We start from the raw sequence: 25940 nt of genomic DNA, 5'->3' as shown, positions 1-25940 counted from the left end.
CGGACACGCGCCCCTCCACCACTTTCCCGGGGGCTGGACACCATGCTCAGGCTGCTGATGTACCTCGTACCGCTGGCGTTGACGATCTACGCGTTCATCGACTGCCTGAACACACCCGAGGACGAGGCCAGGCACCTGCCGAAGATCGCCTGGGTCTTCATCATCCTGCTGTTCTGGATCGTCGGCCCGATCGTCTGGCTGGCCGCGGGCAAGACGCGGCACGCCCCCGCGGGCGGCCGCACCCCCTCCGAGTGGCACCGCGACCACCGCGTGCCGTACGTCGCCCCCGACGACAACCCCGAGTTCCTCAACTCCCTGCGCGAGGAGAACAAGAAGGACGAGTCCCTCCTGAAGGACTGGGAGGCCGACCTGCGCCGCCGCGAGGACGAGCTGCGCCGCAAGGAGCGCGGCGAGGAGCCGAAGGCCGACTGATGGAGCTGCGGCTGCTGGTCACCTTCGAGAAGGTCGCGACGGTGCTGAGCTTCACCCGCGCCGCCGCTGAGCTGAAGTACGCCCAGTCCAGCGTCACCAGTCAGGTCCGGGCCCTGGAGTCGTCCCTCGGCACGGAGCTGTTCGACCGGCTCGGCAGCCGGATCCGCCTCACCGAGGCGGGCGAGCGCCTGCTGCCGTACGCCCGGCGGATACTGGAGCTGACGGAGGAGGCCCGTACGGCGGTGACCAGCGCCGGGGAGCCCGAGGGCACCCTCACTGTCGGCACCATGGAGTCGCTGACCAACCACCGCCTGCCGCCCCTCCTCGAACTCTTCCACCACCGCTACCCCGGGGTCCGCCTGGCCCTGCGCACCACCATCGGCGACGAGACCCGCCAGGCCCTGCGCCAGGGCACCTACGACCTGGGCTTCCTGATGGAGACGGAGACGGCCCACCCCGGTCTGGAGACGGCGGTCCTCACCGCCGAGCCCCTCGCCCTGGTCGCCGCCCCGGACCACCCCCTGACCGGCCGCCCGCTCACCACCGCCGACCTCCTCCCCCTCCCCCTGCTGGCCACCGAGCCGGGCTGCGCCTACCGCGACTGCTTCGAACGCGAGCTGACCTCGCTGGCCCCCGTGGCCTTCAGGGAGTTCGGCACGATCGAGGCGACCAAACGGGCGGCGGCGACCGGCCTGGGCGTCGCGCTGCTGCCCGAGGTCACGGTCGCCGCCGAACTCGCCGAGGGCTCCCTGGTCCGCCTGGAGTGGCGGCCACCCTTCACCCTGTGGACCCAACTGGCGTGGCGGTCGGGGAAGCGGCTTCCGCCGCACGCCCGGCTGTTCCTGGAGCAGGCGCGTCGCCTGGTGTCCGAGCAGTCACCGGAGCCGTCCGGGGCGTCGCCGGAACCGCCTTCCGCGCCAGCGTGACCTTCAGGCTGGCCAGCACGATCAGCGGCACGCCGAGCGCCTGCACGAGGCCGATGTGGTGCCCGTAGACCGCCCAGTCCATCACCATCGCCACCGCCGGGTAGGCGAACGCCAGCACGGCGATCTTCGACGTCGGCAGCTGGGCGTACGCGGCGTACATCAGCACGTACATCAGCCCGGTGTGGATCACGCCGAGCCCGACCAGCCACCCCCAGTCGGCCCCGGTGCCGCCCATCGCGCCGAAGGAGGCGAACGGCAGCAGCAGCGGGATCCCGACCAGCACCTGCACGAGGGCGATCAGATGGGGCCGCACGCCGGTGATCCGCTTGGTGACCAGCGTGGACAGCCCGTACAGCAGCGCCGCGAGCAGGGCCTGCCCGACCCCGGTGAGATACCCGTCACCGCTGCTGAAGTCGCCGGGTGTGACCCCCGACACGAGGATCAGTCCCGCGAAGGCGACGGCGACCCAGCCGACCTTGGCCGCGGTGAGGCGCTCGCGGAAGAGGAGGGCGCCCAGCAGGACGACGTAGAACGGCTGGGTGTGGTAGACGACGGTCGCCACGGAGATCGACGTGTTCTCGTACGACTGGAAGAGGAACACCCAGTTGAAGACGATGAACACGCCCCCGAGGACGGCCAGCCCCAGCGTGCGCGGCGTGAACCCGTGGCCGCGCAGCCACCCCCGGGCGACGACGTAGGCACCGAGCGCGAGGGCGCCGAACAGCACCCGGAAGAACACGACGTTGAACGGGGACGCCCCGGACTCGACGACGAAGATCCCGAGGGTGCCGGACAGCACCATCGCGGCGGTGAGTTGGGCGGTGCCCTTGCTCTGTGAGGTCATGCCCAGGACGCTACGAGCCCCTGACCCGCCGGTCCACGGCCCAGTGGGCCGTCCTGCCGATGGGGCCATCGACGGCGCCGATGGCTCCTGTCCGCGCTGAGCCTCCGTCAGTTCGTAACACAACGGACACCACGCGGTCTGTTCCGGATCAACCCCCTCTTCATAAACTGGTGTTGGTGGAGGGGGACACTAGGGTGGGAAGTCGGCTGTACGGGCGCGGGGCGCTCTTCGACGCGGAACCGGCCGGTCTTGCCCCGCGGCTGGTGGGGCTGCGCCCGCACCGGCATCGCGGTACACCGGTCGAGCATCCCAAGGACGTGCCGTTCGTCGTACTGACCGGCGCGCGGGGGCTCGGCAAGAGCGCCGCGCTCCAGGAGTTGCGGGACGCCTACAAGGGGCATACCCCGGTCGCGTTGGTGGACTGCGCGGGCGCCCAGTTCGCCCGGCCGCCCCTCGGTCGTCCGCAGGAGTCCTGGTCGCCGTTGGCGCAGGCGCTGCTGGAGGCCGCCGAGCAGCTCGCGGAGCCGGTGACGGGGGCGGGGCGGATCCAGTTCCCGCGGCTGATGTCGGGGCTGGTCGCGGTGGCGGCGAGCGGCTGGGCGGACGCCGACTCGGAGCGCATCCGCACCGAGGTGGAGCGGATCCTGCTGCTGAACGAGAGCGGTTCGTGGATCTCCGGGGTGGCGGGCCGCTGGGCCGGGCGGGTCGCCGCCAACGTGGTCGCGGCGGCCACCTCGACGGCCGGTCCGCTGCTGACGGCGGCGGTGGAGGCGACCCTCGACTCGATCTCCGAGGGGTTCGGCAGCAGGCGGCACCAGCGGGCCGCGCTGTGGTACCGGGACTACCCGAACGCGGGCGGGCACGCGCGCCGTGGGCTGATGCTGCTCTCCGGGCACTTCCGGGCGGGCGGCGCCTCGCGCGAGCACGCCGAGCGGTATCTGGTGCGGGCGCTGCTGGCCGACCTGTCCGACGCCTACACCGGGGTGCTGCCGCGGATGCAGCGCATAGGGCGTCCGCTGGTCCTCGTCGACAACGCGCAGACGGTGCCGGGTCCGGGGCTCGTCGACGCGGTGCTGCGGGACCGGGCGGAGGGCATCGCCGACCAGGTGGCGTTCGTCGCGGGGCTGCGCGGCGACGGCCGGACCAACGCGCTGCGGGCCGCCGTACGCCGGGAGCTGCCGGAGGTGGCGCGGCGCGCCGACTGGGCGCCGGATGCGGGGGCGCACTCCTCGCGGGCGCTGGTGGTGGCGCTGTCGCCACTGTCGCCGGACGACACCCTGCACCTGGTGGGCGCGGTGTGCGGGGAGCTGGCGGTGCCGCCGCAGTTGCCGCACGCCATGCACCGGCTGACCGGCGGCAACCCGCTGGGGGTGGAGGTGCTGGCGGAGTCGGCGGCGCAGCATCCGGACGACGCGGGGTCGCTGGGCACGCTGGTCACCGCCGAGGTCCGGCTGCGGGAGCACGGCGAGGCCGAGCCCGCCTACCGGGAGCTGCTGGACCGGCTGGTGCCCGCCGACCGGCTGGACGAGCTGACGGTGCTGGCCGCCGCCCACGACCACGCGTCGGCGTGCGCGCTGGCCGAGGCGCTGCTGCCGGACGACTTCGGGCCCGCGGACGTGCGGGCGTTGCAGACCCGGCTGGCGGCGGAGGGGTTGCCGGTGGTGCCGGGGCAGTTCGTGGGCGACGCGTTCACTCGGACCCTGCTGCTGCTCAGGCTGCACCACCGGGACGCCGACCACCGCCGCTGGCGCGCCGCCCACGAGACCCTGATACGGCACTACGACGGCAACGGCGCCGACGACGCCCCCGGCGAGGACCGCGCCCGCTACCGCCTCTACCACCAACTCGCCCTGGGTTCGCCCGAGTCCGCGGTGGACCATCTGCGGGACACCTTTCCGGACCTGGACACCCGGGTGTGGCTGGACACCCTCGCCTTCGTGGCGTCCGCGCCGTACTTCCACGCGCACGACGCCGAGGGCCGTGACCACGCGCGCCCGGTGGACGGGCGTACGGCGGTGGTGCTCGGCCACACGGACGCCGACCAGCGGGTGCCGGACGGCGTGGACACCGCGCAGCACCTGCGCGTACGGCGGCTGCTGCACGCCGTGTGGCAGCTGACCGACCCGCTGGTGCTGCCCGAGGAGCGGGTGTGCGACCGGCTGCGCTACGAGCTGGAGCAGTTGTCCAACCTGCGGCCCGCGGGCAACGCGCTGCTGTGGCGGGCCTCGCGCGACTGGCCCGCGAACGCCCTCGCGGGGCGGCCCCTGCGCGCGGTGGACGACGCCGACGACGACGCCGATGACGACCGGGACGGAGACGGCTGATGGCGCGGAGGACCCGCTTGGCCCGGTTCGGTGAGTGGCTGCGCGAGGGCGTGTGGGAGATCCCGCTGCGCCGCTATCTGGCGTTGCTGCTGTCGGGGGCGCTGGTGGTGGGCCTCGCGTTCGGGGTGCGGGCGCTGACGCGGGAGGACCGTTCGTGTGCCCCCGGTGTCGAGCGGCCCGAGGGCAGTGACGACTGCGTGGGCGTGTCGACGACGGCCTACGACTTCGGGCGGGCGGAGTTCACCGACACGATCCGGGCGATCGACCGGGAGAACCGCTCGCTGGAGCCGGACAGCTACGTCACGATCGCGATGCTGGCGCCGTTCACGGCGACCGACCGGGACAACGTCCACGACACGCTGCACGAGTTGCAGGGCGCCTACCTGGCGCAGTACCAGGCCAACCACGACTCCAACGGGCAGACCCCGCAGATCCGGCTGGTGCTCGCCAACCCGGGCGCGGACGGCTCGCAGTGGGAGCACACGGTGGCGCGGCTGGTGGAGATGACGAAGGGTCCGGACCGACTGCGGGCGGTGACCGGCGTCGGTTCCAGCACCGAGAACAACAAGCGGGCGGTGGCCGAGCTGACCCGGCTGCGGGTGCCGGTGGTGGGGAGTTCCATCACCGCCGACGACCTCGCCAACGACCAGGACGGCGTGGACCCGTTCCCGGGGCTGGCGCGGGTCTCGCCGACCAACACCGACGAGGCGCGGGCGCTGACGTCGTTCGCCCGGGTGAAGGCGGGTCGGGCGCTGCTGGTGTACGACAAGCCGGGTGACCCGTACACGACGACGTTGCAGCGGTCGTTCGGGCGGCTCCTGGAGGGGTCGCCGTACGAGCCGCAGCCGTTCACGCCGCCGGACGACCGCAGCCAGGAGGGGACGACCGCCAACACGTTCCGGCAGATCACGCACCTGGTCTGTGACACCTCCCGGGACACCGACACGATCCTGTTCGCGGGGCGGCACACCCAGTTGCGGCAGTTCATCAACGCGCTCGGCAGGCGCGGCTGCCAGGACCGCGCGTTCACCGTGCTGACCGGCGACGAGGCGTCGTACCTCACCGGCGACGAGGACCTGGACCGCTCGGCCCTGAAGCGGAACCTGTCGGTGCGGTACACCGCGCTGGCGCACCCGGACGCCTGGGAGCACGACCCGGCGCAGACCGGCGGTTCGGTGGGGGACGCGCGGGAGCTGGAGCGGCTGCTGACGAACAGCGGGCGCGAGCCCATCGGGCCGATCGGGCCGGTCACGCTGGAGGACGGCCAGTTGATCATCGCGTACGACGCGATGCGGGTGGCCGTCCACGGCGTCCGCCAGGCGACCCCGGAGGGGCGGACGGTGCCGCCGCTGGCCGACGTGGGTTTGCAGTGGCCGCAGGTCAAGGGGTCACTGCGGGTGAACGGGGCCAGCGGCTGGATCTGTCTGGACGTGCACGGCAACCCGTACGACAAGGCCGTGCCGATCGTGGAGCTGACGAGTGAGGGGCGGGCGCGGTTCGTGCGGATCGCCTGGCCGGAGGGGAAGCCGCCGGGGAAGGAGTGCCTGCCGCCGTCGTAGGCCCTACCCCGCCGACTCGACCAGCCGTTCGAATCGGGTCCGCCAGGTCGCTTCCGACTCCCCGTCGCCCCGGAACTCGCGCGTGAAGCGCAGCGCGCACCCCGCGTCACCGTCCCGTTCCAGGTGGAAGCGGAGTCGGCCGCCGTCCTCGAACGTGTACTCGGCGACGCGGTCCACGTCCCAGGCGGTGACCTGCCCGGATCCCACGCCACGGAGGCTGACCGCGCCGCCCAGCCGGTGTTCGAGCACGTCGGCCGGGGTGAGCCAGGCCGCGAGCCCCTCCGGGGTGACGAACGCGGGCCAGACCGCCTCCATGGACCTCGGAAGCCGGACCAGGAAGTGCAGGATGTGGGTGTTCCCGTGGGTCTGGCTGGTGCCCTGTTCGACGGAACCGGTCATGACTCCAGCCTGCCCCCTCGCGGCGCCGCGCGCACACCCTCACGGGCGCCGCTGTTCGCGTCAGAACCCGGCGGACTGGAGCACGCCCAGGCCGACGTCGGCGTAGGAGTGCTTGCCGGAGACGAAGATGTTGACGCCGTAGTAGTTGAACAGCCAGCAGGCGAAGGCGAGCAGCGCCAGGTAGGCGGCCTTGCGGCCCTTCCAGCCCGCGGTGGCGCGGGCGTGCAGGTAACCGGCGTAGGCGACCCAGGTGATGAACGACCAGGTCTCCTTGGGGTCCCAGCCCCAGTAGCGGCCCCAGGCGTCACCGGCCCAGATGGCGCCCGCGATGATCGTGAACGTCCAGAGCGGGAAGACGGCGGCGTTGACCCGGTAGGAGAACTTGTCCAGGGTGGCCGCGGCGGGCAGCCGCTCCAGGAAGGACCGCGCGAACTGGCCGGGCTGGCCGCCGCTGGCGAGCTTGTTCTCGTAGGAGTCGCGGAAGAGGTAGAGGATCGTGCCGACCGCGCCGACGTAGAAGACGGCGCCGCAGAGGATCGCGGTGGAGACGTGGATCCACAGCCAGTACGAGTGGAGGGCGGGGACCAGCTGGTCGCTGTCGGTGTACAGGACGGTGACGGCGAGGCCGAGGTCGAGGAGGACGCTGGTGGTCAGGAAGAGCCCGAGCCAGCGGATGTTCATCTTCAGCGCCAGCAGCAGGAGGTAGACCCCGACGGCCGTGGTGGAGAAGGTGAGGTTGAACTCGTACATGTTGCCCCACGGCGCCCGCTCCACCGACAGGGCCCGGGTGAGCACCCCGCCGGACTCCAGCGCGAAGGCGAGCACGGTGAGCGAGATGGCGATCCGCCCGTAGAGGTCGCCCTGCTGGTCCCCGCCGTGCGCCCCCGGCCCGTCGGGCACGTCCCGCGCGCCGCCCGTCGCCCGGACGACGACCTGCGGCCGTTCCAGTACGGCGGTGCCGCCGCCCGCCTGGCGCGCGGTGACGGCCGGAGCCGTCGCCGTCCCGGCGGTGGTGGTGGTGAGCGCGGCGGCCGTGCGGCCGACCTTGCTGCGGCTGCCGAAGAGCCACTCCGCGATATAGGCGAGGAAGGCCAGGGTGTAGACGGCCATCGAGGAGTAGATCAGCGTGTTGCTGATGTTCGCGAGGTTCTCGTTGGTCGCGGCGGCGAGGGTCACTTCTCAGCCCCTTCGGCAGGCACAGCGGTGGTGGGGTGGGTTGTCGGGTCGGTCTCTGGGTCTTGCTCTTGCTCTTGCTCGGGGTCCTGGGGGCTGGGCGCGTCCTGGTAGAGGCGTCCGGCGAGGTCGCCGAGTTCCTCGGGCACCTTCGCGGACTCGCTCCGGCCGAGTCCGGCCATCTCCACCACGGTCACCCCGTCGGCGCCCCGCGCCGCCCGCACCCACACCCGGCGGCGCTGGACGAACAGGGAGGCGGACAGGCCCAGGATGGCGGCGAGGGCACCGCCGAGCGCCCAGCCGCTGGCGGGCTGCTTGGCGATCTGGAAACCGGCCCACTCCTGGACGCCCTCGAAGGTGATGGAGCCCTGACCGCCGGGCAGGTCCATGGTCTCGCCGATCTTCAGCCGCTGCTTGGACAGCTGCCCGTCGGCGTCCTTGAACTCCTTGAGGTGCTTCTTGTCGAGCTGGTAGACGCTCTGCGGGATCCCGGAGTCCACGCCGAGGTCGCCGTGGAAGGCGTTCAGCGCCAGCCGCGGGTTCAGCAGCGCGGGGAACTGCGACAGCATGGTGCCGCTGCCCTCCCCGGCGAAGGTCGGCACGAAGAACGCCTGGAAGCCGAGCTGCTCCCGCTCGCCCCGGGCGTTGCGGTAGCCGTCCATGACCTTGATGGCGCCGGTGGAGGTGATGTTGCCGTCCTGCGGCAGCATCGCCACGGCCTCCTTGTCGAGGACGACCTTGCCGGAGGCGTCCCGGACGGTGACGACCGGGGCGTAGCCGTGGCTGACGAGGTAGACCTTGGAGCCGCCGATGTCGAGCGGCTCGTTGACCTCGACGGTGGTCTCCCTCTCCTCCCCGTAGGCGCCGACGCTGTAGGTGAGGTGGGCCTCGAAGGTGCGGGCGGTGCCGCGGTTGGGGCCGGAGGGCTCGTAGGTGCCGCGGAAGTCCCTGAGCTGGAAGCTGAAGGGGTCCAGGTCGTCCTGGGTGAAGAGGTTGCCGGACTTGAAGTCGTCGTACTGGGTGAGGGTGTTGGCGAACCCGTCGCCCTCCACCACCAGCTTGTTGCCCTCGTACTTGAACAGCTGGCCCCAGGCGAAGGCGACCAGCATCACGATCAGCGCGAGGTGGAAGAGGAGGTTGCCGACCTCGCGGAGGTAGCCCTTCTCGGCGGCGACGGCGTCCCCGGCCACATGAGCGCGGAACCGGCGCTTGCGCAGCAGGGCGAGGGCGGACTCCCGGATCTGCTCGGGGTCGGCGTCGGTGCGCCAGGTGGTGTAGGCGGGCAGCCGGGTCAGGCGGCGGGGCGCCCCGGGCGGACGGCCGCGGAGCTGGCCGACGAACTGCCAGGTGCGCGGGATGATGCAGCCGATGAGGGAGACGAACAGCAGGATGTAGATCGCGGAGAACCACACCGAGCTGTAGACGTGGAACAGGCCGAGCGTGTCGTAGAGCGGCGCGAGGGTCTCGTGCCGTCGCCGGAAGTCGGCGACCCGGGTGGCGTCGACGCCGGTCTGCGGGATCAGCGAGCCGGGGATCGCGGCCAGCGACAGCAGCAGGAGCAGCAGCAACGCGACCCGCATGGAGGTGAGCTGCCGCCAGAACCAGCGGGCCCAGCCGATCACGCCGAGGGAGGGCAGGTTGGGGGTCTCCTCGCGCGGGGCGGTGGAGAGCTGGGAACCGGCGGCGCCGAGGTCCTGGTCCTCGGCGGCGGGCGTCGTGGTGTCGGTCATCGGTCAGATCCCCACAGTGAAGCCGTTGGACCAGGTCTGCATTTCCTGCACCAGGCGGTCCCAGGCGCCGGTCAGCAACAGCACGCCGGTCGCGATCATCATCACGCCGCCGACGCGCATCACCCACACATAGTGGCGCTTGATCCAGCCGAAGGCGCCGAGTGCCTTGCGGAAGGCGACGGCGGCGAGGACGAAGGGCACCCCGAGGCCGACGCAGTAGGCGACGGTCAGCAGGGCCCCGCGGCCCGCGCTGGCCTGGTTGAGGGCGAGCGCCTGCACCGAGGCGAGGGTCGGCCCGATGCAGGGCGTCCAGCCGATGCCGAACAGCGCGCCGAGGACGGGGGCGCCGACGAGCCCGGCGACCGGCCGCCGGTGGAAGCGGAACTCGCGCTGGGTGAGCCAGGGCATCAGCCCCATGAAGAGGACGCCCATGGCGATCATGAGTACGCCGAGCACCCTGGAGAGCACGCTGTGCTGTTCCTGTAGCTCCTGCCCGAAGAAACCGAAGAGCGCCCCGCCGGAGACGAACACGGCGGTGAACCCGAGCACGAACAGGGAGGCGCCGAGCGCCATCCGCCCGCGCCGGGCGTCGGCCAGGTCGGTGCCGCTGACGCCGGTGACGTAGGACAGGTAGCCGGGGACGAGCGGCAGCACGCAGGGGGAGAAGAAGGAGACGAGCCCGCCGAGGACGGCGATGGGCAGGGCGAGCAGCAGGGCCCCGTTGAGGACGGTGTCGTTGGTTCCGGTGGCGGCGAGCGCCGTGAGTCCGGTCACAGCCACGTCACTTCTCCGCCAGGACCGGGTCGAGCATCTCGCGCAGCTTCTTCTCGCTGAGCGCCTGGAGGGTGCGCGCGGCGATCCTGCCGTCCCGGTCGAGGACGAGGGTGGAGGGGATGGCCTGCGGGTTGAGGGTGCCCTTCTCGAAGCGGAGCATCAGCTTGCCGGTCGGGTCGTAGAGGCTCGGGTAGGTGATCCCGAACTCCTCCTCGAAGGCGCGGGCCTTGCTCGTGTTGCCGTCGCGGGTGTTGATGCCGACGAACTCGACGCCCTGGTCCCTGGTGTCGTCGTAGACGGTCTGGAGGTTCTCGGCCTCGGCGCGGCAGGGCGAGCACCAGGAGCCCCAGACGTTCAGGACGACGACCTTGCCCTTGAGGTCGGCGACGTCGAGCTGGCCGCCCTCGACGGTCTCGCCGGACAGGTCGGGGGCGGCGGTGCGGTCGCCCTTGGCGACGGTGTCGATGCCGTCGGACCCGGCGACGAAGCCGGTGTCACCGCCTCCGCCGGAGGTGCCCCCGGAGGTGCAGGAGGTCAGGGCGAGTGCCGCGGCTGCCGCACCGGCGGCGAGCAGGGTGGCGCGGCGGCGGGTGCGGCGTGGGCGGTTCGAGCGCTGGAGGGCGCGGCTGGCGGCACTCATGTGAAAAGTTTCGCATGTCGGTTCTGGGGATCTTGGGCGCCCCCCTGGGGCCGAAGGACCCCTTGCTCAGAGCTGCCGCCAGCCCCCGGTCGGCGCCTGTCCGACGTCCAGTGCGCGCAGCTTGTCGAGCACCTCGGGCGGCTGGACGTCCAGCCAGTCCACGAACTGCCGGAAGGAGACGAGCCGTACGTCCTCGCCCTTCTCCCTCTCCCCCGCGATGTGCTTCAGGGTCCCCTCGACGGCGTCCATGTAGATGCCGCCGTTCCACTCCTCGAAGTGGTTGCCGACGAAGAAGGGGGCCCGGTTGGTCTCGTATGCCCGCTTGAAGCCGGATATGTACGACTGGGTGGCCTGCTCCCGCCACCCCGGGTAGTGGTACGCGGGCGCGTTGGTCGAGTTGACCGACTGGTTGGCGAGGATGTTGTAGTCCATCGAGAGCACCTCGAACGAATGCCCGGGGAAAGGTATCTGTTGCAACGGCAGGTCCCAGAGCCCCTCCCGCTTCACCGGCCACACCTGGCGCCCGCCGGGCGAGGAGGCGTCGTAGCGCCAGCCCAGCTCGCGGGCGGTGGGCAGCAGGTTGTCCTGCCCGAGCAGACAGGGCGTCCGCCCGCCGACGAGTTCCTTGTCGTAGTCGAAGGGCAGCGGCTCCAGGTCGGTCCACCCGGTGTTGGTCCGCCACTCCTTGACGAAGGACTTCGCCTGCTCGATCTCGCTGCGCCACTGCGCGGGCGTCCAGTTGCCGACCGAGCCGTACCCGGCGCAGAAGTGCCCGTTGAAGTGGGTGCCGATCTCGTGCCCTTCGAGCCACGCACGGCGCACGTTCTGCAACGTGTCCCTGATGTGCGCGTCGGTGAGGTAGCCGATGTCGGAGGCGCCGCGCCGGTTGTTCGGGGGGTCGTAGAGCCGCTTCTTCGACTCGGGGAGCAGATAGATCCCGGAGAGGAAGAAGGTCATGCCCGCCCCGTGCTCCCTGGCGAGGTCGAGGAAGCGCGGGAAGAGCCCGTTGCCGACCTCACCGGCGCCGTCCCAGGAGAAGACGACGAACTGCGGCGGCTTCTGACCGGGCTCCAGCGGCTCGGGCGCGGGCGGCTGGTGGGGCTGCTTGCCGGTGCGGGCGGTGGAGCCGTCCCCGATGGGCCGGACGGTGGCCGCGGGCTTCTTGCCCGGGGTCCGGGAGGAACCGGCACTCGGGCTCGCCCCGTCTGACGACGTGAGGCTGCCGCAGCCCGTGAGCCCCGCGGCGGCAGCCCCCGCGCCGATCCCGATGACTCCCCGCCGGGTGAAGTTGCGCATGACGTCCCCGTCCGTCGCAGTCCGTGCGTTCCACGCTGGTCACCCAGTGAGATGGACACGACGAACGGAAGGTTTCCCGCCATTCGCTTTTCTTTGCGAAGATTCCGCAACGATTGTCACGAACGGGTAAGGAAGCGCCCTACCCGCGCCTCACGCGCACGTCACGCCCCGAACGCCTTGTCCTTCCCCTTCACCGGCCTGGCCCCGGCGAGGAGATGGGCGGGCACCAGGTCACGGGCGGGCTCGGTGTAGCCGACGGAGACGATCCGGTCGCCCTCGTAGGTGAACGTCGTCAGCGAGGCGAGCGTGCACTGCCGCTTGCGCGGGTCGTGCCACAGCCGCCGCTTCTCGACGTACGACCGCAGGATCCAGATCGGCAGCTGATGGCTGACCAGCACGGCCTCGTGCCCGCGCGCCTGGTCCTTGGCGGCGTCCAGCGCGCCCATCATCCGGACCACCTGGTCGACGTACGGCTCACCCCAGGACGGCCGGAACGGGTTGACGAGGTGCTTCCAGTTCTCCGGCCGCCGCAGCGCGCCGTCCCCCACCCCGAAGGTCTTGCCCTGGAAGACGTTCTCGGCCTCGATCAGCCGCGCGTCGGTGGCGAGGTCGAGCCCGTGCGCCTTGGCGATCGGCGTGGCCGTCTCCTGCGCCCGCTCCAGCGGCGAGGCGACGACGTACGTCACGTCCCGGCCGGCGAGGTGCTCGGCGACCCGGTCGGCCATCTGCCGCCCCAGCTCGGACAGGTGGTACCCGGGCAGCCGCCCGTAGAGCACCCCGTCCGGGTTGGCGACCTCCCCGTGCCGCATGACGTGCACGACGGTGATGTCCCGCTTCCCGCCGCTCATGCCGTGGCCTCCGCGGCGGCGCGGGCGGCGGTGGGCAGGGCGTCGGCGATCCGCTGCACGGCCCGCTCGTCATGGGCGGTGGACACGAACCACGACTCGAACGACGAGGGGGGCAGATAGACCCCGTTCGCGAGCAGCGAGTGGAAGAAGGCGGTGAACCGGAACGACTCCTGCGCCCTGGCGTCCTCGTAGTTCCGCACCGGACGGTCGGTGAAGAACACGGAGAACATGTTGGAGGCGTTCTGCAGGGTGTGCGCGACGCCTTCCTTGCTGAGCGCCTCGGTCACCAGCGCCTGGATCTGCGCGGAGACGGCGTCGACCCGCTCGTAGGCGGCGTCGTCGAGCAGCCGCAGCTGCGCCAGCCCGGCGGCGGTGGCGACGGGGTTCCCGGACAGCGTCCCGGCCTGGTACACGGGCCCGGCCGGAGCGAGACACGCCATGACGTCGGCACGCCCCCCGAAGGCGGCGGCGGGGAACCCCCCGCCCATGACCTTCCCGAAGGTCATGAGATCGGGCCGCACCCCGTCCACCCCGAACCACCCGGCACGACTGGTCCGGAACCCGGTCATGACCTCATCGGAGATGAACAGCGCACCGTGCGCGGCACACAGGTCCTTCAACCCCTGGTTGAACCCGGGCAGCGGCGGTACGACGCCCATGTTGCCCGGCGACGCCTCGGTGATCACGCAGGCGATCTCCCCGGGGTGGGCCTCGAAGGCGGCACGCACGGCGTCGAGGTCGTTGTACGGCAGCACGATGGTGTCCCCCGCCTGGGCACCGGTCACCCCCGGTGTGTCGGGCAGCGCGAAGGTGGCGACCCCGGACCCGGCGGCGGCGAGCAGCGCGTCGACGTGCCCGTGGTAGCACCCGGCGAACTTGACCACCTTGGCCCGCCCGGTGAACCCACGGGCGAGCCGGATCGCGGACATGGTCGCCTCGGTCCCGCTGGAGACGAGCCGCACCTGCTCCACGGGCTCGATCCGCGCGACGATCTCCTCGGCGAGCGCGACCTCACCCTCGCCGGGCGTCCCGAACGACGTACCGCGCGCCACCGCCTCCTGCACGGCGGCGATCACCTCGGGGTGCGCGTGCCCGAGGATCATGGGCCCCCAGGAGCACACCAGGTCGACGTACTCCCGCCCGTCCGCGTCGGTCAGGTACGGGCCGGTGCCGGACACCATGAACCGGGGCGTACCGCCCACCGCGCGGAAGGCGCGCACCGGGGAGTTCACGCCACCGGGCGTGACGACGGCCGCACGGTCGAATAGAGCCTGCGAGACAGGCGCGTCGTATGAATAGAGGGCTTCGCTCATGACCTGCGACTTCTCCGACTTCTCGGACTCCGTTGACGGTGACCTCCTCAGGGTAGGGCAGCGGCACGTCGGCCACGGGAGGGAATATGTCTGATCAATCCACCGCTATCTGCGAGACTGAGACCTGATACACACAGCTCGTACGGGCTGCCACGATCCCGCGGACAGGTGTTTCAACACGTCACGTTTCGGCGGGCGGCCGTGGGGGAGGTCACTGACACGATGATCGGGTTGCGCGGCGGGCGTCACGCGTCCTAGAAAAGCAGTCGGGTGGAGATATGCATCGCGGTGGCGGACTGGGCGAGGGGACTGACGACCTGGGTCCTCGACGTGCCCGGCGGGGAAGGCACCGACGCGACGCGGAGGAGACAACCGAACCACGCCGGACACCGGACGTCCCGGGGGTTCCCGGCGTACCGAGTGAGCGCAGGAATGGTGGTCGGGTGGGGGTGACGTACAAGTACTTCGGCGCACCGGACGGCGCCACGGCCGCCCGGGTCCCGATCTCGATGCGCCCCGAGGAACTCGGCGGCGACGAGCTGGGCATGAACGGCATGTTCACGAAGATCAAGCCGGAGACGATGGCCGCGATGGTCCTCACCGGCATCGAGGGCGTCCCCCTCCACAAGGTCCCCCCGCTGGAACTGGTCGTCCTCCACCCCGACTACGCCGTCGTCAAACTCCCCATGACCGTCGTCGACCCCCTCCGCGGCATCGGCGAGGAGGCGGTCGGCGCGGCAGCCTTCATCTGGTCGACGGTCCCGGACCGCGGCGGCCCGCGGGACGCGTTCAACGTGTACCAGCTGCTGCACGAGTGGCAGGACTTCAGCCATCGCTTGCATGAGGCGGGGCATCAGCCGTATTGCCTTGTGTGGCCCTGAGCTGGGGTTTCGTAGGGGTCGGGCGCGGCTCGTCGTCCATCCTCGCGTTCCTCGCGTCGGTGGCGGCTGTCTCAGGAGGGTAGCGGCCACTGCGGGCCGTTCGGGTTCCCGAGCCAGACGGCCTGTTGGTCGCGGGAGACGGTCACTCCGAACGCCGAGGTGTTCGGCGAGCCGTACTCCTCCCAGGTGGCCATCGCCGACTCGATCACGTCCCACAGGCGGCGAGGGCCGCCCTGCCTGACCTGCCAGCCGCTGTCTGTGGGAGCGAGGACGGCGAAGGAATCGGTAGCGCTGTCCAGTAGAAACGTGCTGACCGGGCCGCCGTCGACCGCCATCGCGAAGAAACGGGCGGCTGGCGCCGCGAGCTGCGCCATGAACGCCGACCCGGAGCCGGTGAGAAGTTCTGGCCCGCGTACGGCTCTCCGTACCGTCCCGTCGTCGGGGCCCGGCACCATGCCGAGGTTCTCCGGTGCGTCCTGCTGGCGGGCGATCATGAAGCTTGGCTCGTCCTCGCTGAACCAGCCGCTCGCGCTGTCGCCCGTGACGATGAGCTTGACCAGACCGAGGGAGCGCATCCAGCCGCGAAGGGTGGTGAGGATGACGCCGCCCGGCCGGACCTGTTCCAGCCAGGCGGGCGGGATGTTGCGGAAGCCGCACGTGGCGATCAACCGGTCGTACGGGGCTCCGGCGGGGTGGCCGGCACGGCCGTCCCCCACCAGCAGGTGGGGGGTATGACCGGATCCGCTGAGGGCGTAGCCGGCTCGTCGGGCCACGCCCTCGTCCGTCTCGATCGAGGTCACTCTCTCGCTGCCAAGCCGGTGGCACATCAGTGCTGTCGAGTAACCGGTTCCGGTGCCGATCTCCAACACATTCATGCCGTCCTGCACATCCAGATCTTCGAGCATCCGGACCACGAGGCTCGGCAACGTCGACGACGAGGTCGGGGTCGCGTTGCTGATCGGCTTCGGGTCGGCCCAGTCGATGTCCCGGCCGCCGAACTGGGTCATCCATGTCTCGTCGGTGTAGACGAGCCGGAGCCACTCCTCCTTACCGACCGTCTCCGGTGTGACCGGATCCCAGGTGGTAACGCCCGGGGCGTGGCTCTCCCGGTAGAAGCGCGGGATGAACCTGTGGCGTGGCACGGCCTCCACAGCGGCCCGCCACTGCGGCGAGCGAAGCCAGCCATTCTTCTCCAGTTGTCGGGCGAGCCGGCGCCGGAGATCGGCTGCGGCCGTCTCGATATCGGTTTCACTGGCCACGGAGTCCTCCTTCCAGGAGATCAGCGAGTGCGGCAGTCATCGGCAGACCGGTCGGCGGCTCCATCCATGCCCACTGCCCGGAAGGATTGCACTCGATGAAGATCCACTCGCCGCGGTCGGTCAGAGCGAAGTCGAACGCCCCGAAGACGAGCCCGAAGTGCTTCAGATAGGCACGCATCGACCGCTCCACCGCGGGTGTCGCGGCAAGCGGCGTGTATGTGTGAGTGCCGTAGTCCGTACGCCAGTCGAGGAGACCGGAGTCGATCCGCACGGCGAAGATCTGCTCGCCGATCACAGTCACCCGGATATCGGCAACCTTGCGCACCCGCTTCTGGAAGAGGTGCATGGTGCCGGACACGGAATCGTCGATCTCGTCGACGGTCACCTCGGTCACGGGGACCGTCTGGGCCTTGCCGTCGACCAGGTAGAGCGGAACCGAGATCGGCTTGAAGATGACGGCACCTTGCGCCTTGATGAAGGCCCGCACGTCGTCGGGAACGTTGGTGATCAATGTCGGCGGCAGCGTGAAGCCAGCCGCCGCCGCTGCCGCAAGCCCGGCTGGCTTGTACTCGGCGTCGCCGATGCGATGGGGGTGGTTGACGTAAAGGCAGCCGGGCAGAGAGGTCATGATGCCGCCGAGCCCGTAGCGCGCCTGGGCCACGGCGAATCGGTCGTCCTGCTTGTCGAGGTGGGGGAAGGCAAACCCGGAGGGACGGCGGTAATACACGGAGCGCACCGCGCCTAGGTCGGCACGTCGGGTCGGGGTCTGCACGCTTCCCCGCCACCTATCGGTGCCACCGATGATGGCCGAACACGACAGAGTGGCGGGGAAGTCACCGGAGTCGAACCGCACGACCGGGACGTCCCGGTCGTGCAGCTCGGCGATCACGAAGTCCGCGGTCGGGTCGTCGAGGTTGGTGACGACCAGGACCGGACGATCGTCGTTCGTCACCAGAGTCACTGGTCGGTGTCGTTCCCCGTGTCGCTGTCCGGGGAGTCGCTGTTGCGGTCGCCCTGGCCTGTGGTGCCGGTCGCGGGATTCGTACCGGAGGATGTGCCGTGGCCCGGGGACATGGTGGGCGCCCCGGAAGTGTCGAAGTACCGGGCGGTCTGCGTCTCCGGATCCAGCGTCACCGTCGCGTAGGCGGGGCCCTCGACGGGCGGGTACGGGGCGATGCGACGGAGACCCCACGGGGCCGCGGTCAGATGCCCCTGCGGCAGCGGGCTGCCCGTGGGGAATCGATCCATGTGGTTGAACACGGTCTTCCTTCCTGTCAGAAGTTCTGTCCTTCGCCTGACTTGCTCACCCGCACGGCATCGAGGAACACGATCCTGCTTGTGCGGGAGTCTCAGGTGCGCCGGGAAGAAGTGGCGCCGGGGCCTGTCCAAACCGGACCGGGATTCCGCAGTCCGTTCAGGACACGTTGAAGGAGGCTGATGTCCGGTGCGCGGGCCTCGACTGCCAGGCGGCTGTCGCCATACCAGCGGCTGAGCTGCTGCCGCCACGCGATCTCGGCACGCTGCATCTCCGCGCGGATCTCGCCGAGAGCCAGTCCCGACTCGACGCGCAGCCGCACAAGGTCGGTGGGAGTTATCCGGACCGGCTCTGGGACAGCAACCGCGCGGGCCTCGTCAGACGGACGCGTCGGGCCGAAGACCAGCTGCACGCACGCGTCCGGGAACGGGTCGCCCACCAGTCCCTCCGAGGGCAGGAGTCGTAAGGAGATACGCGAGATCAGCATGCGGTCGGCACCCTCAACTCTGCCCAGACGAGCTTGCCCCAACGATGCAGGTCGTAGCCCCACCGCCAGCTCAGCGACTCGACCAGGAGCAGACCACGGCCGCCCTCGGAGTCACCTTCAGGACAGCCCAGTTCCGGGGTGTCTCGGCACCTGTCGGCAACGCCGATCCGAATCACTTCGGCCGTCTCGCGTCGAATCACCACACGGACCACGCGACAGGGCGTGTGGCTGACGGCGTTGCTGATCAGCTCCGAAACGATCAGAGTGCCCACCTCGGCCAACTCGCTTATGCCCCAGGTGTCCAGAGCCGCGGACACGAGCAGACGTGCGCGGCGCGCGGATTCCGGCTCGCACGGCACCGTCTCGATGTAGCCCGGAACACCAGTCGCGGTTGGCTTGGCGGCGGTCATGGTCACGGGGTCATCCCTCCGAGGCTGGGACGCCCGCCCCGCGAAGGGTGCGCAGGAGCGGGCTTTCCTCCACGCCATCGAGAGGCAGGAAGGGGAATCCCGCCCCGCTCAACGGCTGGTACCGAGTCAACGGCCCCTGGCCGACGGCGAACAGGAAAAGTCGCGCCCCGCAGCACCTACGCGAACCGGAAGACTTTACGCTCCGGTGACCTCGGGTCTGGTTCGGCCAGTGACCACAGGGCTACGGTCGGTCCATGGGAGCGAACGCCATCCTCAAGAGCCGGATGGAGGGACTCGGGCTCACCCAGGAAGAATTGGCTGGTCGGATAAACGCTGCGCTGGCAGAGATCACCGGCAGGCCCGGTGACGTCTCCGACCGCACAATCCGCAACCTCCTCAACGGGACCTCCCGCCGCCCCATCGGACGCACGTGTGCAGCCCTGGAGCGGGTGTTCGGTTGTCCCGTCGAGGACTTAGGGTTCAGCGCACCACGCACCATGCAACACCCGCAGGAGGACCCCGTGCGGCGTCGCACTTTCCTCACCTCAGCAACCGGAAGCGCAGCTGCCGCCGTTCCCTTGGCGGCGCAACGCCGGACCGTCGGCATGTCGGACGTGGCCCGGGTCGCTGCCGGGATGAACGCCCTTGTCGAGGCCGACGACCGCCAGGGCGGACACACGGCACTGGAGAAGGCCGCCGCCCAGGGCCGCACCAGGGTGCTGGAACTACAGCAGCGCAACGCCGGCGAACGCGTCCGCCGAGCCCTGTACGCACTGGCCGCCGAGTACACCACCATCGCCGCCTGGTCCTGCATCGACGCCCGCAATCTCGACCAGGCCCAGAGCTACCTGAACGAATCAGCGACGTACGCCGGCCTCTCCCAGGACGGCCCCACCGAAATGCGAGTCTGGGTCAACCTCTCGATGCTCGCCTACCAGCGGCAGAACTGGCCCGAAGCCCTCGCAGCGGCCCAGGCCGCGCAAGCCTCCTCAGCGGCTCGCCGAGACCCGTTCTTCGACTCGCTGGGCCGAGTCCGCGTTGCCTCGCGTACGCGGCTCTCGGTGACGGCCGTGCGGGCCTGCGTTCACTGGGATCAGCCCAGGACACTTTCACCAGGGTGGCTGACCGAGAGCGTCCGCGCTGGACCGCCTTCTACGGGCAGGCCGAGCTTGACCACCTGGCCGCAATCGTCCAGTTCAACAGCGGACGCCACCCTCATGCCGAAGCCATGGCTCACCGCGCGCTGGCCAGGATCCCGACCGCCTTCCGGCGCAACAAGGCCCTCGCGACCGCCCAGCTCGCCCTCGCACAGCTCCACCAGGGAGAGGCCGAACAGGCCACGGCGTCAGCCACCGACGTCTTCACCATCATGGATGGCGACCCATTGCCCGGCCGTATGCGCACGCTCATGGGCGACTTCCACCGGGGCCTGTTCGTCATGGCTCCCTCCGCCTCCTACGCACGAGACTGGGCAGACCGCATGCGAACCGAATGGAGCCGAGCGTGACCGACCTGCGTCACTTCCACCACGGAGACCTCCCCGAGGCCTTCCGGCAGATGCTCATCGACGTACACGCCGACGCCTACGCCGACCAGATGGACGACCCCTTCCACCAGCGCTTCGCCTGGTTCGTCGACCACTGGACCGGCATGGACGGCTTCTCCTGCGTGGTGGCGTACGACGAAGACGAACCGGTCGGCTTCGCCTACGGCGCCCCGCTCGCCCCCGGCCGCGAATGGTGGCGCTCCACCGCGTACGAGCCGAACAACGGCTATTCCTCCACCTACGCGGTCTCCGAAGTGATGGTGCGCCCAAGCTGGCGTAAGCAGGGAATTGCCGACCGCCTGCACGAGGCGCTACTCAAGGAACGTACGGAAGACCTCGCCGTGCTGCTAGTAGACGTCACACACCCCAAGGTCCAAGCACTCTACGAGACATGGGGATACGCCAGAGTCGGCGAGCAGCAACCGTTCGCCGACTCACCGGTGTACGCGGTCATGGTCAAAGACCTTCGGGACTGAGTCGCCGTCAGCCAGTGACAAGACGGCTGTCGAACCCCGCCCGCACAAGTCGCTCGTAAGCGTCATACACATCCGCTGGCACTTCCTGCTCGACGGCGAAGCCGAGCTTCGGATACTCGATCACCCGTTGCAGATCGCCCACCAGCATGTCCACGACGAGCTTCTCGTCGCCGATGGGCTTGATGTAGTCGTCCAACTCCAGCGGCTCGGAGGCACACACGACGTCCGCCTCAGGCCACAGCTTGCGGCAGGTCGCGTACGAACGGCGCTCCATGTACGGCTTGGAGATCAACAGCAGAGACTCGACCCCGATGCCGGCCTTGGCCAACAACTCGCGGGAGAAGGTGACGTTCTGAGATCAGCGTCGCATCGCAGAACTGTTCGTCACCGATCCGGCCCTGCTGGTGCTGCGGCAATGAAGCTCCTTGGCTCATCCAGCCAGCGTTTCAATAGGAAGCATATTCTACGCCCGGAAGTGCCAGGCAGAATATAGATACGCAGGCCGACAAGGAGCCGACGAACAGACTTAGCGCGAACCTGAGATTTTCGTGTTCCTAATTTCAGCTCGCAGAGTCGCGGTGAAGGCAATCATCTGCTCAGTAGTGCCGATTCCAGCAATCCTCCGCACAGCATCCAGGGCACATGAGCCTGAAAAACAGCGTTGACGCGTGAGAACTTCAGAGAGGAGTTTCCCCAGGTCAACGCACATTGCCTTGCGAAACACCAGGTCAGCACCCTCTCGCCCTCAACCGCTGCACGAATGGCAGGACTTCAGCCATCGGTTGCATGAGGCGGGGCATCAGCCGTATTGCCTGGTGTGGCCCTGAGCTGGGGTTTCGGTAGTTCGGGCGGGGTTTCCGGCCCCGCCCTCGAAATGTACTGAGGGCCCGTCAAGCGGCCAGGGTGCCTTGAGGGCCACGTGGCGGGCGGCGACCGCTCCACCGACGTCCCGAACCGCTGGAAGCGGTGGATGACGGCGTACGGCGCCGCCGTCATGACGAGGGTGGTGATCGTCCTCGGCGCCCGGTACGTCGGCGACGCGGTGAGCGGTCCGGCCAGCCGCTGAGCACGTCAGCGCAGGGAGAGCCCGAGGATCACCACCGCGAGCACCAGGGCCGGGTGGAGCGAGGCGCGGTTGAACACCGTCAGGGCCGTGGCGCCGTCCGGGGAACGGAGCAGTTGTCGGCCCGGGGTGATCAGGCAGTGGGCGGCGGCCAGCGCGGCCAGGGTCAGGCAGAGGGCGCCGCTCGGGGTGGTGGCGGGAAAGGCCACGCACACCAGGCCGACGCTCGCGCAGGCCGCGACGGCGAGGGCGGCGAAGGACAGGTGTGCGCTGGTCCCGGCCCCGTGCCGGACGGGGATCGTCGCGATGCCCAGATGGACGTCCTCGTCGAGGTCGGCGAGGTCGTTGGGGATGTTCCGGCCGCCGATCTCCCAGGCCGCCAGCCAGAGCACGAGGAGGGACAGCACCTCGGCGTCGACGTCCCGGCTGAGGGCGAACCAGCCGACCAGGGCGCCCATGGCCACCATCACACCGCTGACGACGGTCTTGTAGACGGTGACGGTGGCGAGCCTGCAGTACACGATCTCCAGTGCCACGGCGCCGAGGAACAGCAGCAGGGAGACCCGGCTGAACAGGGCGCAGACGCCCGCCGCGACCGCCGCCAGGCCGACCACCCACAGCACGGCGGCGGGCCGTGACAACCGGCCCCGCGCGAGGGGGTGCCGCCCGCCCACGGCGTCGATGTCGGGCCCGTCGTGGTCGCGCACGTTGGCGAACCGGCGTCGGTCCAGGCGGGAGTCGAGCAGGTCGTTCACGGCGAAGACCGAGAAGAAGCCCGCGAGGCAGCCCAGGCAGAACACCGCGAACCGCCAGTTCGCGGGGGTGGCGCCGGACAGCAGTGCCGCGGTCATCGGCTGGGCCACGCTGAGCGTGGCCTGCGTACCGCGGGAGAACCCGTACAGCGCGCTCACCTGCGCCGTCAGCGTGGCCATCAGCGGCTCCTCACCGGGTCGTCGGGCGCATCACGGGCGGGAGGGGTACGGGCCTCGCGCGGGCCGTCGACGGGACCGCGTCCGTCCGGGCCCCGGCCCGATCCGGCGTACCAGTGCGCGAAGGCCGCTCCCAGGGGGCCCGGCTCCAGCAGGCGTACGGCGCGTTCCCGGCGGAGCCGGAGCTGGAAGGCGGCCTCGTGGTCCGCGGCCGGGGGGAGGTGCAGCAGGTTCAGGAGCCGGTCGGAGAACTCCTGCACCTGCCAGGCCTCCCGGACCCGGCGCCCGGAGTAGCCGGCGAGGTCGTCGTCCTCGCGGTCGCGGTACCAGCGGACGAGGCTCCGGGCGGCGTCCGCCGCGTCGGCGACGGCCAGGTTGAGGCCCTTGGCGCCGCTGGGGGTCAGGACGTGCGCCGCGTCGCCCACCGCCAGCAGACGGCCCCTCCGGACGGTGGTGCTGACCCTGCCGCGCATCCGGACGACGTCGGTCGCGATCACCTCGTCGATCGTCGGCAGAGCGTCGGCGGTGGCGCCCATGCGGGCGGCGAACTCCCGGCGTACGTCGGCCGCGGGCCACCGTGCCGGGTCGTCGCCCGGCGTGACCTGGAGGTAGAGCCGGGCCTGCCGACCCGCGCGCGGCATCAGCCCGGCGAAGCCCTCGGCGTGGACGCCGTACGCCACCGCTTCGACGGGACGGTCGACGTGGACCAGGGCCGTCAGCCAGTCGTACGGGTAGCGGAAGCCGGTCCCGGAGCCGGACGGCAGGGCGGCGGCGGCCAGCGAGTCCGGACCGTCGCAGCACAGCACGTAGTCGCAGACGACCTCCCGGTCGCGGCAGCGGATGCGTGGACGGCGGTCGATGTCCTCAAGGGCCCGGGCGGTCTCGTCGAAGTGGCACGCGCCGCCGAGGGCGTCCAGCCGGGTCAGCAGGTCGGCCACCAGGTGCTGCTGGGGGTAGACCCAGTGCTGGTGGCCGCCGGAGAGCGCGGCGTAGTCGAACCTGAGCGCTTCGCCCTCCATGACCATCTCGCACCAGCCGTGCGGGAAGCCGCGTGCCAGCAGCCCGTCGGCCAGGCCCTCGCGGCGCAGGAACTCCACCACCCGGTGCTCGACCAGCCCGGCGCGGGGCCGCTGTTCGAGCACCGCGCGGGCCTCCTTCTCCACCAGGACGACCTCGACTCCGGCCGCCAGCAGGAGCAGCGCGGCCACCAGCCCGGCGGGGCCAGCGCCGACGATCCCCACCTGGGTCGTCACTCGCCGCGTCATGGGTGCGCTCCTTCCGCCCAACCCGCCTCAACTAGCGACGGGTTGAAGACCTCCCGTACCACCGCGAGCGCCTCGTCGTCCCCGTGCCAGATCACGTAGCGCCGGAACGCCGCGGGCGGCACCGGCCCCTTTGGCACCGCGAGCGGCCAGGGGCAGCGGCCGACCTCGACGAGGGTGCGTCGACGGCCGATGCCCGCGGCCCGCAACGCGAACCCCAGCAGGGCGTCGCCGCGCAGGCAGGCCGCCGCCTCGGCGGAGAGATCGAGTCGGCCCACTACCTGGTTGGCCGACCACACCCGCCGCGCCGGTCCGGCGATCAGGGAGTCGCGCACCACCAGGGGTCCCCCGCCGCCGAGCAGCGTGACCGCCTCCGCTGGTGCCTGGTCGGGCGGTACGACGCGGTGCCCCACGTGGGCCATCCGCATCGGCCCCCCGGCCCTGCTCTCCAGCAGGGCCGTGGTCAGCCCTTCGGTGGTCAGCAGGTGCCGGGTGGCCGGTGAGACGAACCGGGCGGCGGCCTCGGCGGCCTCGGCCGTCGTGCCGACCACGGTTGGCTGTGCCGTCGTCACGTGAGTGTCAGACTCCGTCCTTGTCCCACCGGGGTGGTGTCCCGCGCGGTGCCACGGCGGTGAGCCGACGCCACCAGGTAGCCCGGCGGGGAGAAGCGCGTGTCCAGCGCCACCGCGGCCCCGCAGTCGGCGGCCAGGTCGTGCAGCGCCGACGCGCTGTAGGCCTTGCGGAGGCTGATGACGCCGTCGTGCAGGTTGTCCCGGCCGCCGAGGACGAGGAAGAGCGGCGCGACCGCCAGGAACGCCGGGTGCCGCCAAGCGTCGATGATCAGCAGTCGGCGGGCCACCCGGGTGCCCTCGCACAGCAGTCGCCTGACCTGTGCGGGGTCGAGGTGGTGCAGCGACATCGCGAACACCGCGACGTCCCAGGCGCCGGACGCCGCGTCGATCGCCGTCGCGTCGATCACCCGCGACGTGACGCGGGGGTGTCCGGCCAGCGGTCCGGCCCGGAACGCCGCCACCGCCGACGGTTCGACGTCGCTGACCGTGACGAGCGCGGCGGGGCAGCGGTCCAGGATCCGGGCGGCCAGCCGTCCGTGGCCCGCTCCCAGCTCCAGGATCCGCGGCTCGGGGGCTCCGGCGGTCGCGGCCAGGACCATCGCGCTCTGCCGCCGGTACCCGAGCGTGATCCGCTGGAAGCGGTCGAGCGCCCGGAGCACCCGGGCGGCCCGCTCCGCGTGCTCGGGCTGGTCGATGTACTCCCGGGCATCCGTCTCGTACAGGCGGTCCCACCACGGCGCACCGTGGCCGCCTCGCCGGATGTCGTGACTCACGCGTCCGTGTCTCCTTGCCGCCCCGACGACGATGGCCTCGCCGACCCCCGTGGACCCGCGTCGGCTCCACACGGCCCAACGCCGTCGAAGACGGGAGGTTCGGACCGTCACCCCCGCCGTACTCGAAGGTGTGACCCCCGCCCCGGGCGGCTGACCGCGCGGCCACACCGTGCGCACGAGGCAGACTGGTGGCCGACGCGCCCGCCACCGCCTGTCCAGCGGGCCGGGAGAGGGGAGTCCGCCGCCATGCCCAGCCCGACCAGCGTGAGAGTCGCGCCGATGACCGACGCGCACGCCGCCGAGGTCCTGGCGATCTACCAGGCCGGTATCGACGAGGGTGACGCCACCTTCGAGACGGCCGCCCCGGACTGGCGGGCGTTCGACGCGTCGAAGCTGCCCGACCACCGCTTCGTCGCGCTCGACGAGCGGGACGCCGTACTCGGCTGGGTGGCCGCCACGAAGGTCTCCGACCGGTGCGCGTACGCCGGTGTCGTCGAGCACTCCGTGTACGTCCATCCCGGCGCCCGTGGTCGTGGGGTGGCGTCCGTCCTGCTCAAGGCGCTGATCGAGGCCACCGAGGCGGCCGGGATCTGGACCATCCAGTCCGGTGTCTTCCCCGAGAACACCGCCAGCCTCGCCGTGCACCGGCGCGCGGGCTTCCGCGTCATCGGCACCCGGGAGCGCATCGGCCGCCAGCACGGCCGCTGGCGGGACGTGGTGCTCGTGGAACGCCGCAGCCCCGCGATCGACTGACGGCCGCGGCCCCACG

26 protein-coding genes and 2 pseudogenes are annotated in these 25940 nt (G+C 70.8%); 9 read left to right on the top strand and 19 right to left on the bottom strand.

Annotation, left to right across the window (positions count from 1 at the left end; genetic code table 11):
- Nucleotides 1-42: 42 nt before the first annotated feature.
- A complete protein-coding gene (locus ABZ659_RS22565; protein WP_360222912.1) occupies nt 43-432 on the top strand; it encodes a PLD nuclease N-terminal domain-containing protein in 390 nt (129 codons plus the stop codon).
- A pseudogene (locus ABZ659_RS22560) lies at nt 432-1307 on the top strand (LysR family transcriptional regulator); the annotation flags it as partial. The gene ABZ659_RS22565 and the pseudogene ABZ659_RS22560, both read left to right, overlap by 1 nt.
- Here ABZ659_RS22560 and ABZ659_RS22555 read toward each other — a convergent pair.
- Nucleotides 1210-2202 (bottom strand): DMT family transporter, encoded by a 993-nt coding sequence (locus ABZ659_RS22555; protein WP_360222909.1) that lies wholly within the window; start codon nt 2200-2202, stop codon nt 1210-1212. The pseudogene ABZ659_RS22560 and the gene ABZ659_RS22555 sit on opposite strands and share 98 nt — an antisense overlap.
- Before the next feature lie 194 nt (nt 2203-2396).
- On the opposite strand from ABZ659_RS22555, the gene ABZ659_RS22550 reads away from it, so the two are divergent.
- On the top strand, nt 2397-4526 hold the full coding sequence (locus ABZ659_RS22550) for a hypothetical protein (protein WP_360222906.1): 2130 nt from the start codon (nt 2397-2399) through the stop codon (nt 4524-4526).
- The gene (locus tag ABZ659_RS22545; protein ID WP_360222903.1) at nt 4526-6085 is read left to right on the top strand and encodes a hypothetical protein; all 1560 of its coding nucleotides are present in this window, start codon (nt 4526-4528) and stop codon (nt 6083-6085) included. The genes ABZ659_RS22550 and ABZ659_RS22545 overlap by 1 nt, the downstream gene beginning before the upstream one ends.
- 3 nt (nt 6086-6088) lie before the next feature.
- Here ABZ659_RS22545 and ABZ659_RS22540 read toward each other — a convergent pair whose 3' ends face one another.
- From ABZ659_RS22540 to hemL, 8 genes are all read right to left on the bottom strand, one after another.
- Entirely contained in the window at nt 6089-6484 is a 396-nt protein-coding gene (locus tag ABZ659_RS22540) for a hypothetical protein (protein WP_360222900.1), read from the bottom strand.
- 60 nt (nt 6485-6544) lie between these two features.
- Nucleotides 6545-7660 carry a c-type cytochrome biogenesis protein CcsB gene (gene ccsB, locus ABZ659_RS22535; protein WP_360222897.1) on the bottom strand — a complete coding sequence of 372 codons (1116 nt, stop codon included), beginning with the start codon at nt 7658-7660 and terminating at the stop codon, nt 6545-6547.
- A complete protein-coding gene (locus tag ABZ659_RS22530; protein WP_360222894.1) occupies nt 7657-9387 on the bottom strand; it encodes a cytochrome c biogenesis protein ResB in 1731 nt (576 codons plus the stop codon). Before ABZ659_RS22530 ends, ccsB begins: the two co-directional genes overlap by 4 nt.
- Nucleotides 9388-9390: 3 nt before the next feature.
- The gene (locus ABZ659_RS22525; RefSeq protein WP_360223068.1) at nt 9391-10161 is read right to left on the bottom strand and encodes a cytochrome c biogenesis protein CcdA; all 771 of its coding nucleotides are present in this window, start codon (nt 10159-10161) and stop codon (nt 9391-9393) included.
- A 7-nt stretch (nt 10162-10168) separates the two neighbouring features.
- The gene (locus ABZ659_RS22520; protein WP_360222891.1) at nt 10169-10801 is read right to left on the bottom strand and encodes a TlpA disulfide reductase family protein; all 633 of its coding nucleotides are present in this window, start codon (nt 10799-10801) and stop codon (nt 10169-10171) included.
- Nucleotides 10802-10867: 66 nt separating this feature from the next.
- On the bottom strand, nt 10868-12097 hold the full coding sequence (locus ABZ659_RS22515; RefSeq protein ID WP_360222888.1) for a hypothetical protein: 1230 nt from the start codon (nt 12095-12097) through the stop codon (nt 10868-10870).
- Nucleotides 12098-12258: 161 nt separating this feature from the next.
- Complete coding sequence (locus ABZ659_RS22510) at nt 12259-12945, bottom strand: histidine phosphatase family protein (protein WP_360222885.1); 687 nt, start codon at nt 12943-12945, stop codon at nt 12259-12261.
- A complete protein-coding gene (gene hemL / locus ABZ659_RS22505) occupies nt 12942-14258 on the bottom strand; it encodes a glutamate-1-semialdehyde 2,1-aminomutase (RefSeq protein ID WP_360222882.1) in 1317 nt (438 codons plus the stop codon). The genes ABZ659_RS22510 and hemL overlap by 4 nt, the downstream gene beginning before the upstream one ends.
- 278 nt (nt 14259-14536) lie before the next feature.
- Here hemL and ABZ659_RS22500 point away from each other — a divergent pair, with 278 nt between their 5' ends.
- Nucleotides 14537-15139 (top strand): hypothetical protein, encoded by a 603-nt coding sequence (locus ABZ659_RS22500; RefSeq protein WP_360222879.1) that lies wholly within the window; start codon nt 14537-14539, stop codon nt 15137-15139.
- A 71-nt stretch (nt 15140-15210) separates the two neighbouring features.
- Here ABZ659_RS22500 and tgmC read toward each other — a convergent pair whose 3' ends face one another.
- From tgmC to ABZ659_RS22475, 5 genes are all read right to left on the bottom strand, one after another.
- Nucleotides 15211-16398: an ATP-grasp peptide maturase system methyltransferase gene (gene tgmC, locus ABZ659_RS22495; protein WP_360222876.1), complete on the bottom strand. Its 1188-nt coding sequence runs from the start codon at nt 16396-16398 to the stop codon at nt 15211-15213.
- Nucleotides 16388-17350, bottom strand: a complete 963-nt coding sequence (gene tgmB, locus ABZ659_RS22490; RefSeq protein WP_360222873.1) for an ATP-grasp ribosomal peptide maturase — start codon at nt 17348-17350, stop codon at nt 16388-16390. Before tgmB ends, tgmC begins: the two co-directional genes overlap by 11 nt.
- Nucleotides 17351-17355: 5 nt before the next feature.
- Nucleotides 17356-17658, bottom strand: coding sequence for a putative ATP-grasp-modified RiPP (gene tgmA / locus ABZ659_RS22485; RefSeq protein ID WP_360222870.1), 303 nt, complete (start codon nt 17656-17658; stop codon nt 17356-17358).
- Between the two features lie 89 nt (nt 17659-17747).
- Nucleotides 17748-18140 carry a hypothetical protein gene (locus tag ABZ659_RS22480; protein ID WP_360222867.1) on the bottom strand — a complete coding sequence of 131 codons (393 nt, stop codon included), beginning with the start codon at nt 18138-18140 and terminating at the stop codon, nt 17748-17750.
- Complete coding sequence (locus tag ABZ659_RS22475) at nt 18134-18550, bottom strand: ATP-binding protein (RefSeq protein WP_360223066.1); 417 nt, start codon at nt 18548-18550, stop codon at nt 18134-18136. Before ABZ659_RS22475 ends, ABZ659_RS22480 begins: the two co-directional genes overlap by 7 nt.
- A gap of 1117 nt (nt 18551-19667) precedes the next feature.
- Between ABZ659_RS22475 and ABZ659_RS22470 the strand changes: the two genes are divergently transcribed.
- Both ABZ659_RS22470 and ABZ659_RS22465 read left to right on the top strand, forming a co-directional pair.
- Nucleotides 19668-20057, top strand: a complete 390-nt coding sequence (locus ABZ659_RS22470; RefSeq protein WP_360222864.1) for a hypothetical protein — start codon at nt 19668-19670, stop codon at nt 20055-20057.
- Complete coding sequence (locus ABZ659_RS22465) at nt 20042-20572, top strand: GNAT family N-acetyltransferase (protein WP_360222861.1); 531 nt, start codon at nt 20042-20044, stop codon at nt 20570-20572. Before ABZ659_RS22470 ends, ABZ659_RS22465 begins: the two co-directional genes overlap by 16 nt.
- Before the next feature lie 7 nt (nt 20573-20579).
- Here the strand turns inward: ABZ659_RS22465 and ABZ659_RS22460 are convergent.
- A pseudogene (locus ABZ659_RS22460) lies at nt 20580-20927 on the bottom strand (YdcF family protein); the annotation flags it as partial.
- A 564-nt stretch (nt 20928-21491) separates the two neighbouring features.
- On the opposite strand from ABZ659_RS22460, the gene ABZ659_RS22455 reads away from it, so the two are divergent.
- Nucleotides 21492-21638: a hypothetical protein gene (locus ABZ659_RS22455; protein ID WP_360222858.1), complete on the top strand. Its 147-nt coding sequence runs from the start codon at nt 21492-21494 to the stop codon at nt 21636-21638.
- A 5-nt stretch (nt 21639-21643) separates the two neighbouring features.
- Here ABZ659_RS22455 and ABZ659_RS22450 read toward each other — a convergent pair whose 3' ends face one another.
- The 4 genes from ABZ659_RS22450 to ABZ659_RS22435 are packed head-to-tail and all read right to left on the bottom strand — an operon-like array spanning nt 21644 to nt 25171.
- On the bottom strand, nt 21644-22567 hold the full coding sequence (locus tag ABZ659_RS22450) for a UbiA family prenyltransferase (RefSeq protein WP_360222855.1): 924 nt from the start codon (nt 22565-22567) through the stop codon (nt 21644-21646).
- Nucleotides 22567-23829, bottom strand: coding sequence for an FAD-dependent monooxygenase (locus ABZ659_RS22445; protein ID WP_360222852.1), 1263 nt, complete (start codon nt 23827-23829; stop codon nt 22567-22569). The genes ABZ659_RS22450 and ABZ659_RS22445 overlap by 1 nt, the downstream gene beginning before the upstream one ends.
- Nucleotides 23826-24398, bottom strand: a complete 573-nt coding sequence (locus tag ABZ659_RS22440; protein ID WP_360222849.1) for a hypothetical protein — start codon at nt 24396-24398, stop codon at nt 23826-23828. The genes ABZ659_RS22445 and ABZ659_RS22440 overlap by 4 nt, the downstream gene beginning before the upstream one ends.
- A complete protein-coding gene (locus ABZ659_RS22435; RefSeq protein ID WP_360222846.1) occupies nt 24395-25171 on the bottom strand; it encodes a class I SAM-dependent methyltransferase in 777 nt (258 codons plus the stop codon). The genes ABZ659_RS22440 and ABZ659_RS22435 overlap by 4 nt, the downstream gene beginning before the upstream one ends.
- A 246-nt stretch (nt 25172-25417) precedes the next feature.
- Between ABZ659_RS22435 and ABZ659_RS22430 the strand changes: the two genes are divergently transcribed.
- A complete protein-coding gene (locus ABZ659_RS22430; RefSeq protein ID WP_360222843.1) occupies nt 25418-25924 on the top strand; it encodes an N-acetyltransferase family protein in 507 nt (168 codons plus the stop codon).
- The last annotated feature ends 16 nt before the right edge of the window (nt 25925-25940 follow it).

Source organism: Streptomyces sp. NPDC006997 (assembly GCF_040635175.1).
In the GTDB taxonomy this organism is placed as follows: Bacteria; Actinomycetota; Actinomycetes; order Streptomycetales; family Streptomycetaceae; genus Streptomyces.
The sequence above is the reverse complement of the archived record's forward strand: the minus strand, read 5'-3'. Positions and strand labels throughout refer to the sequence as shown.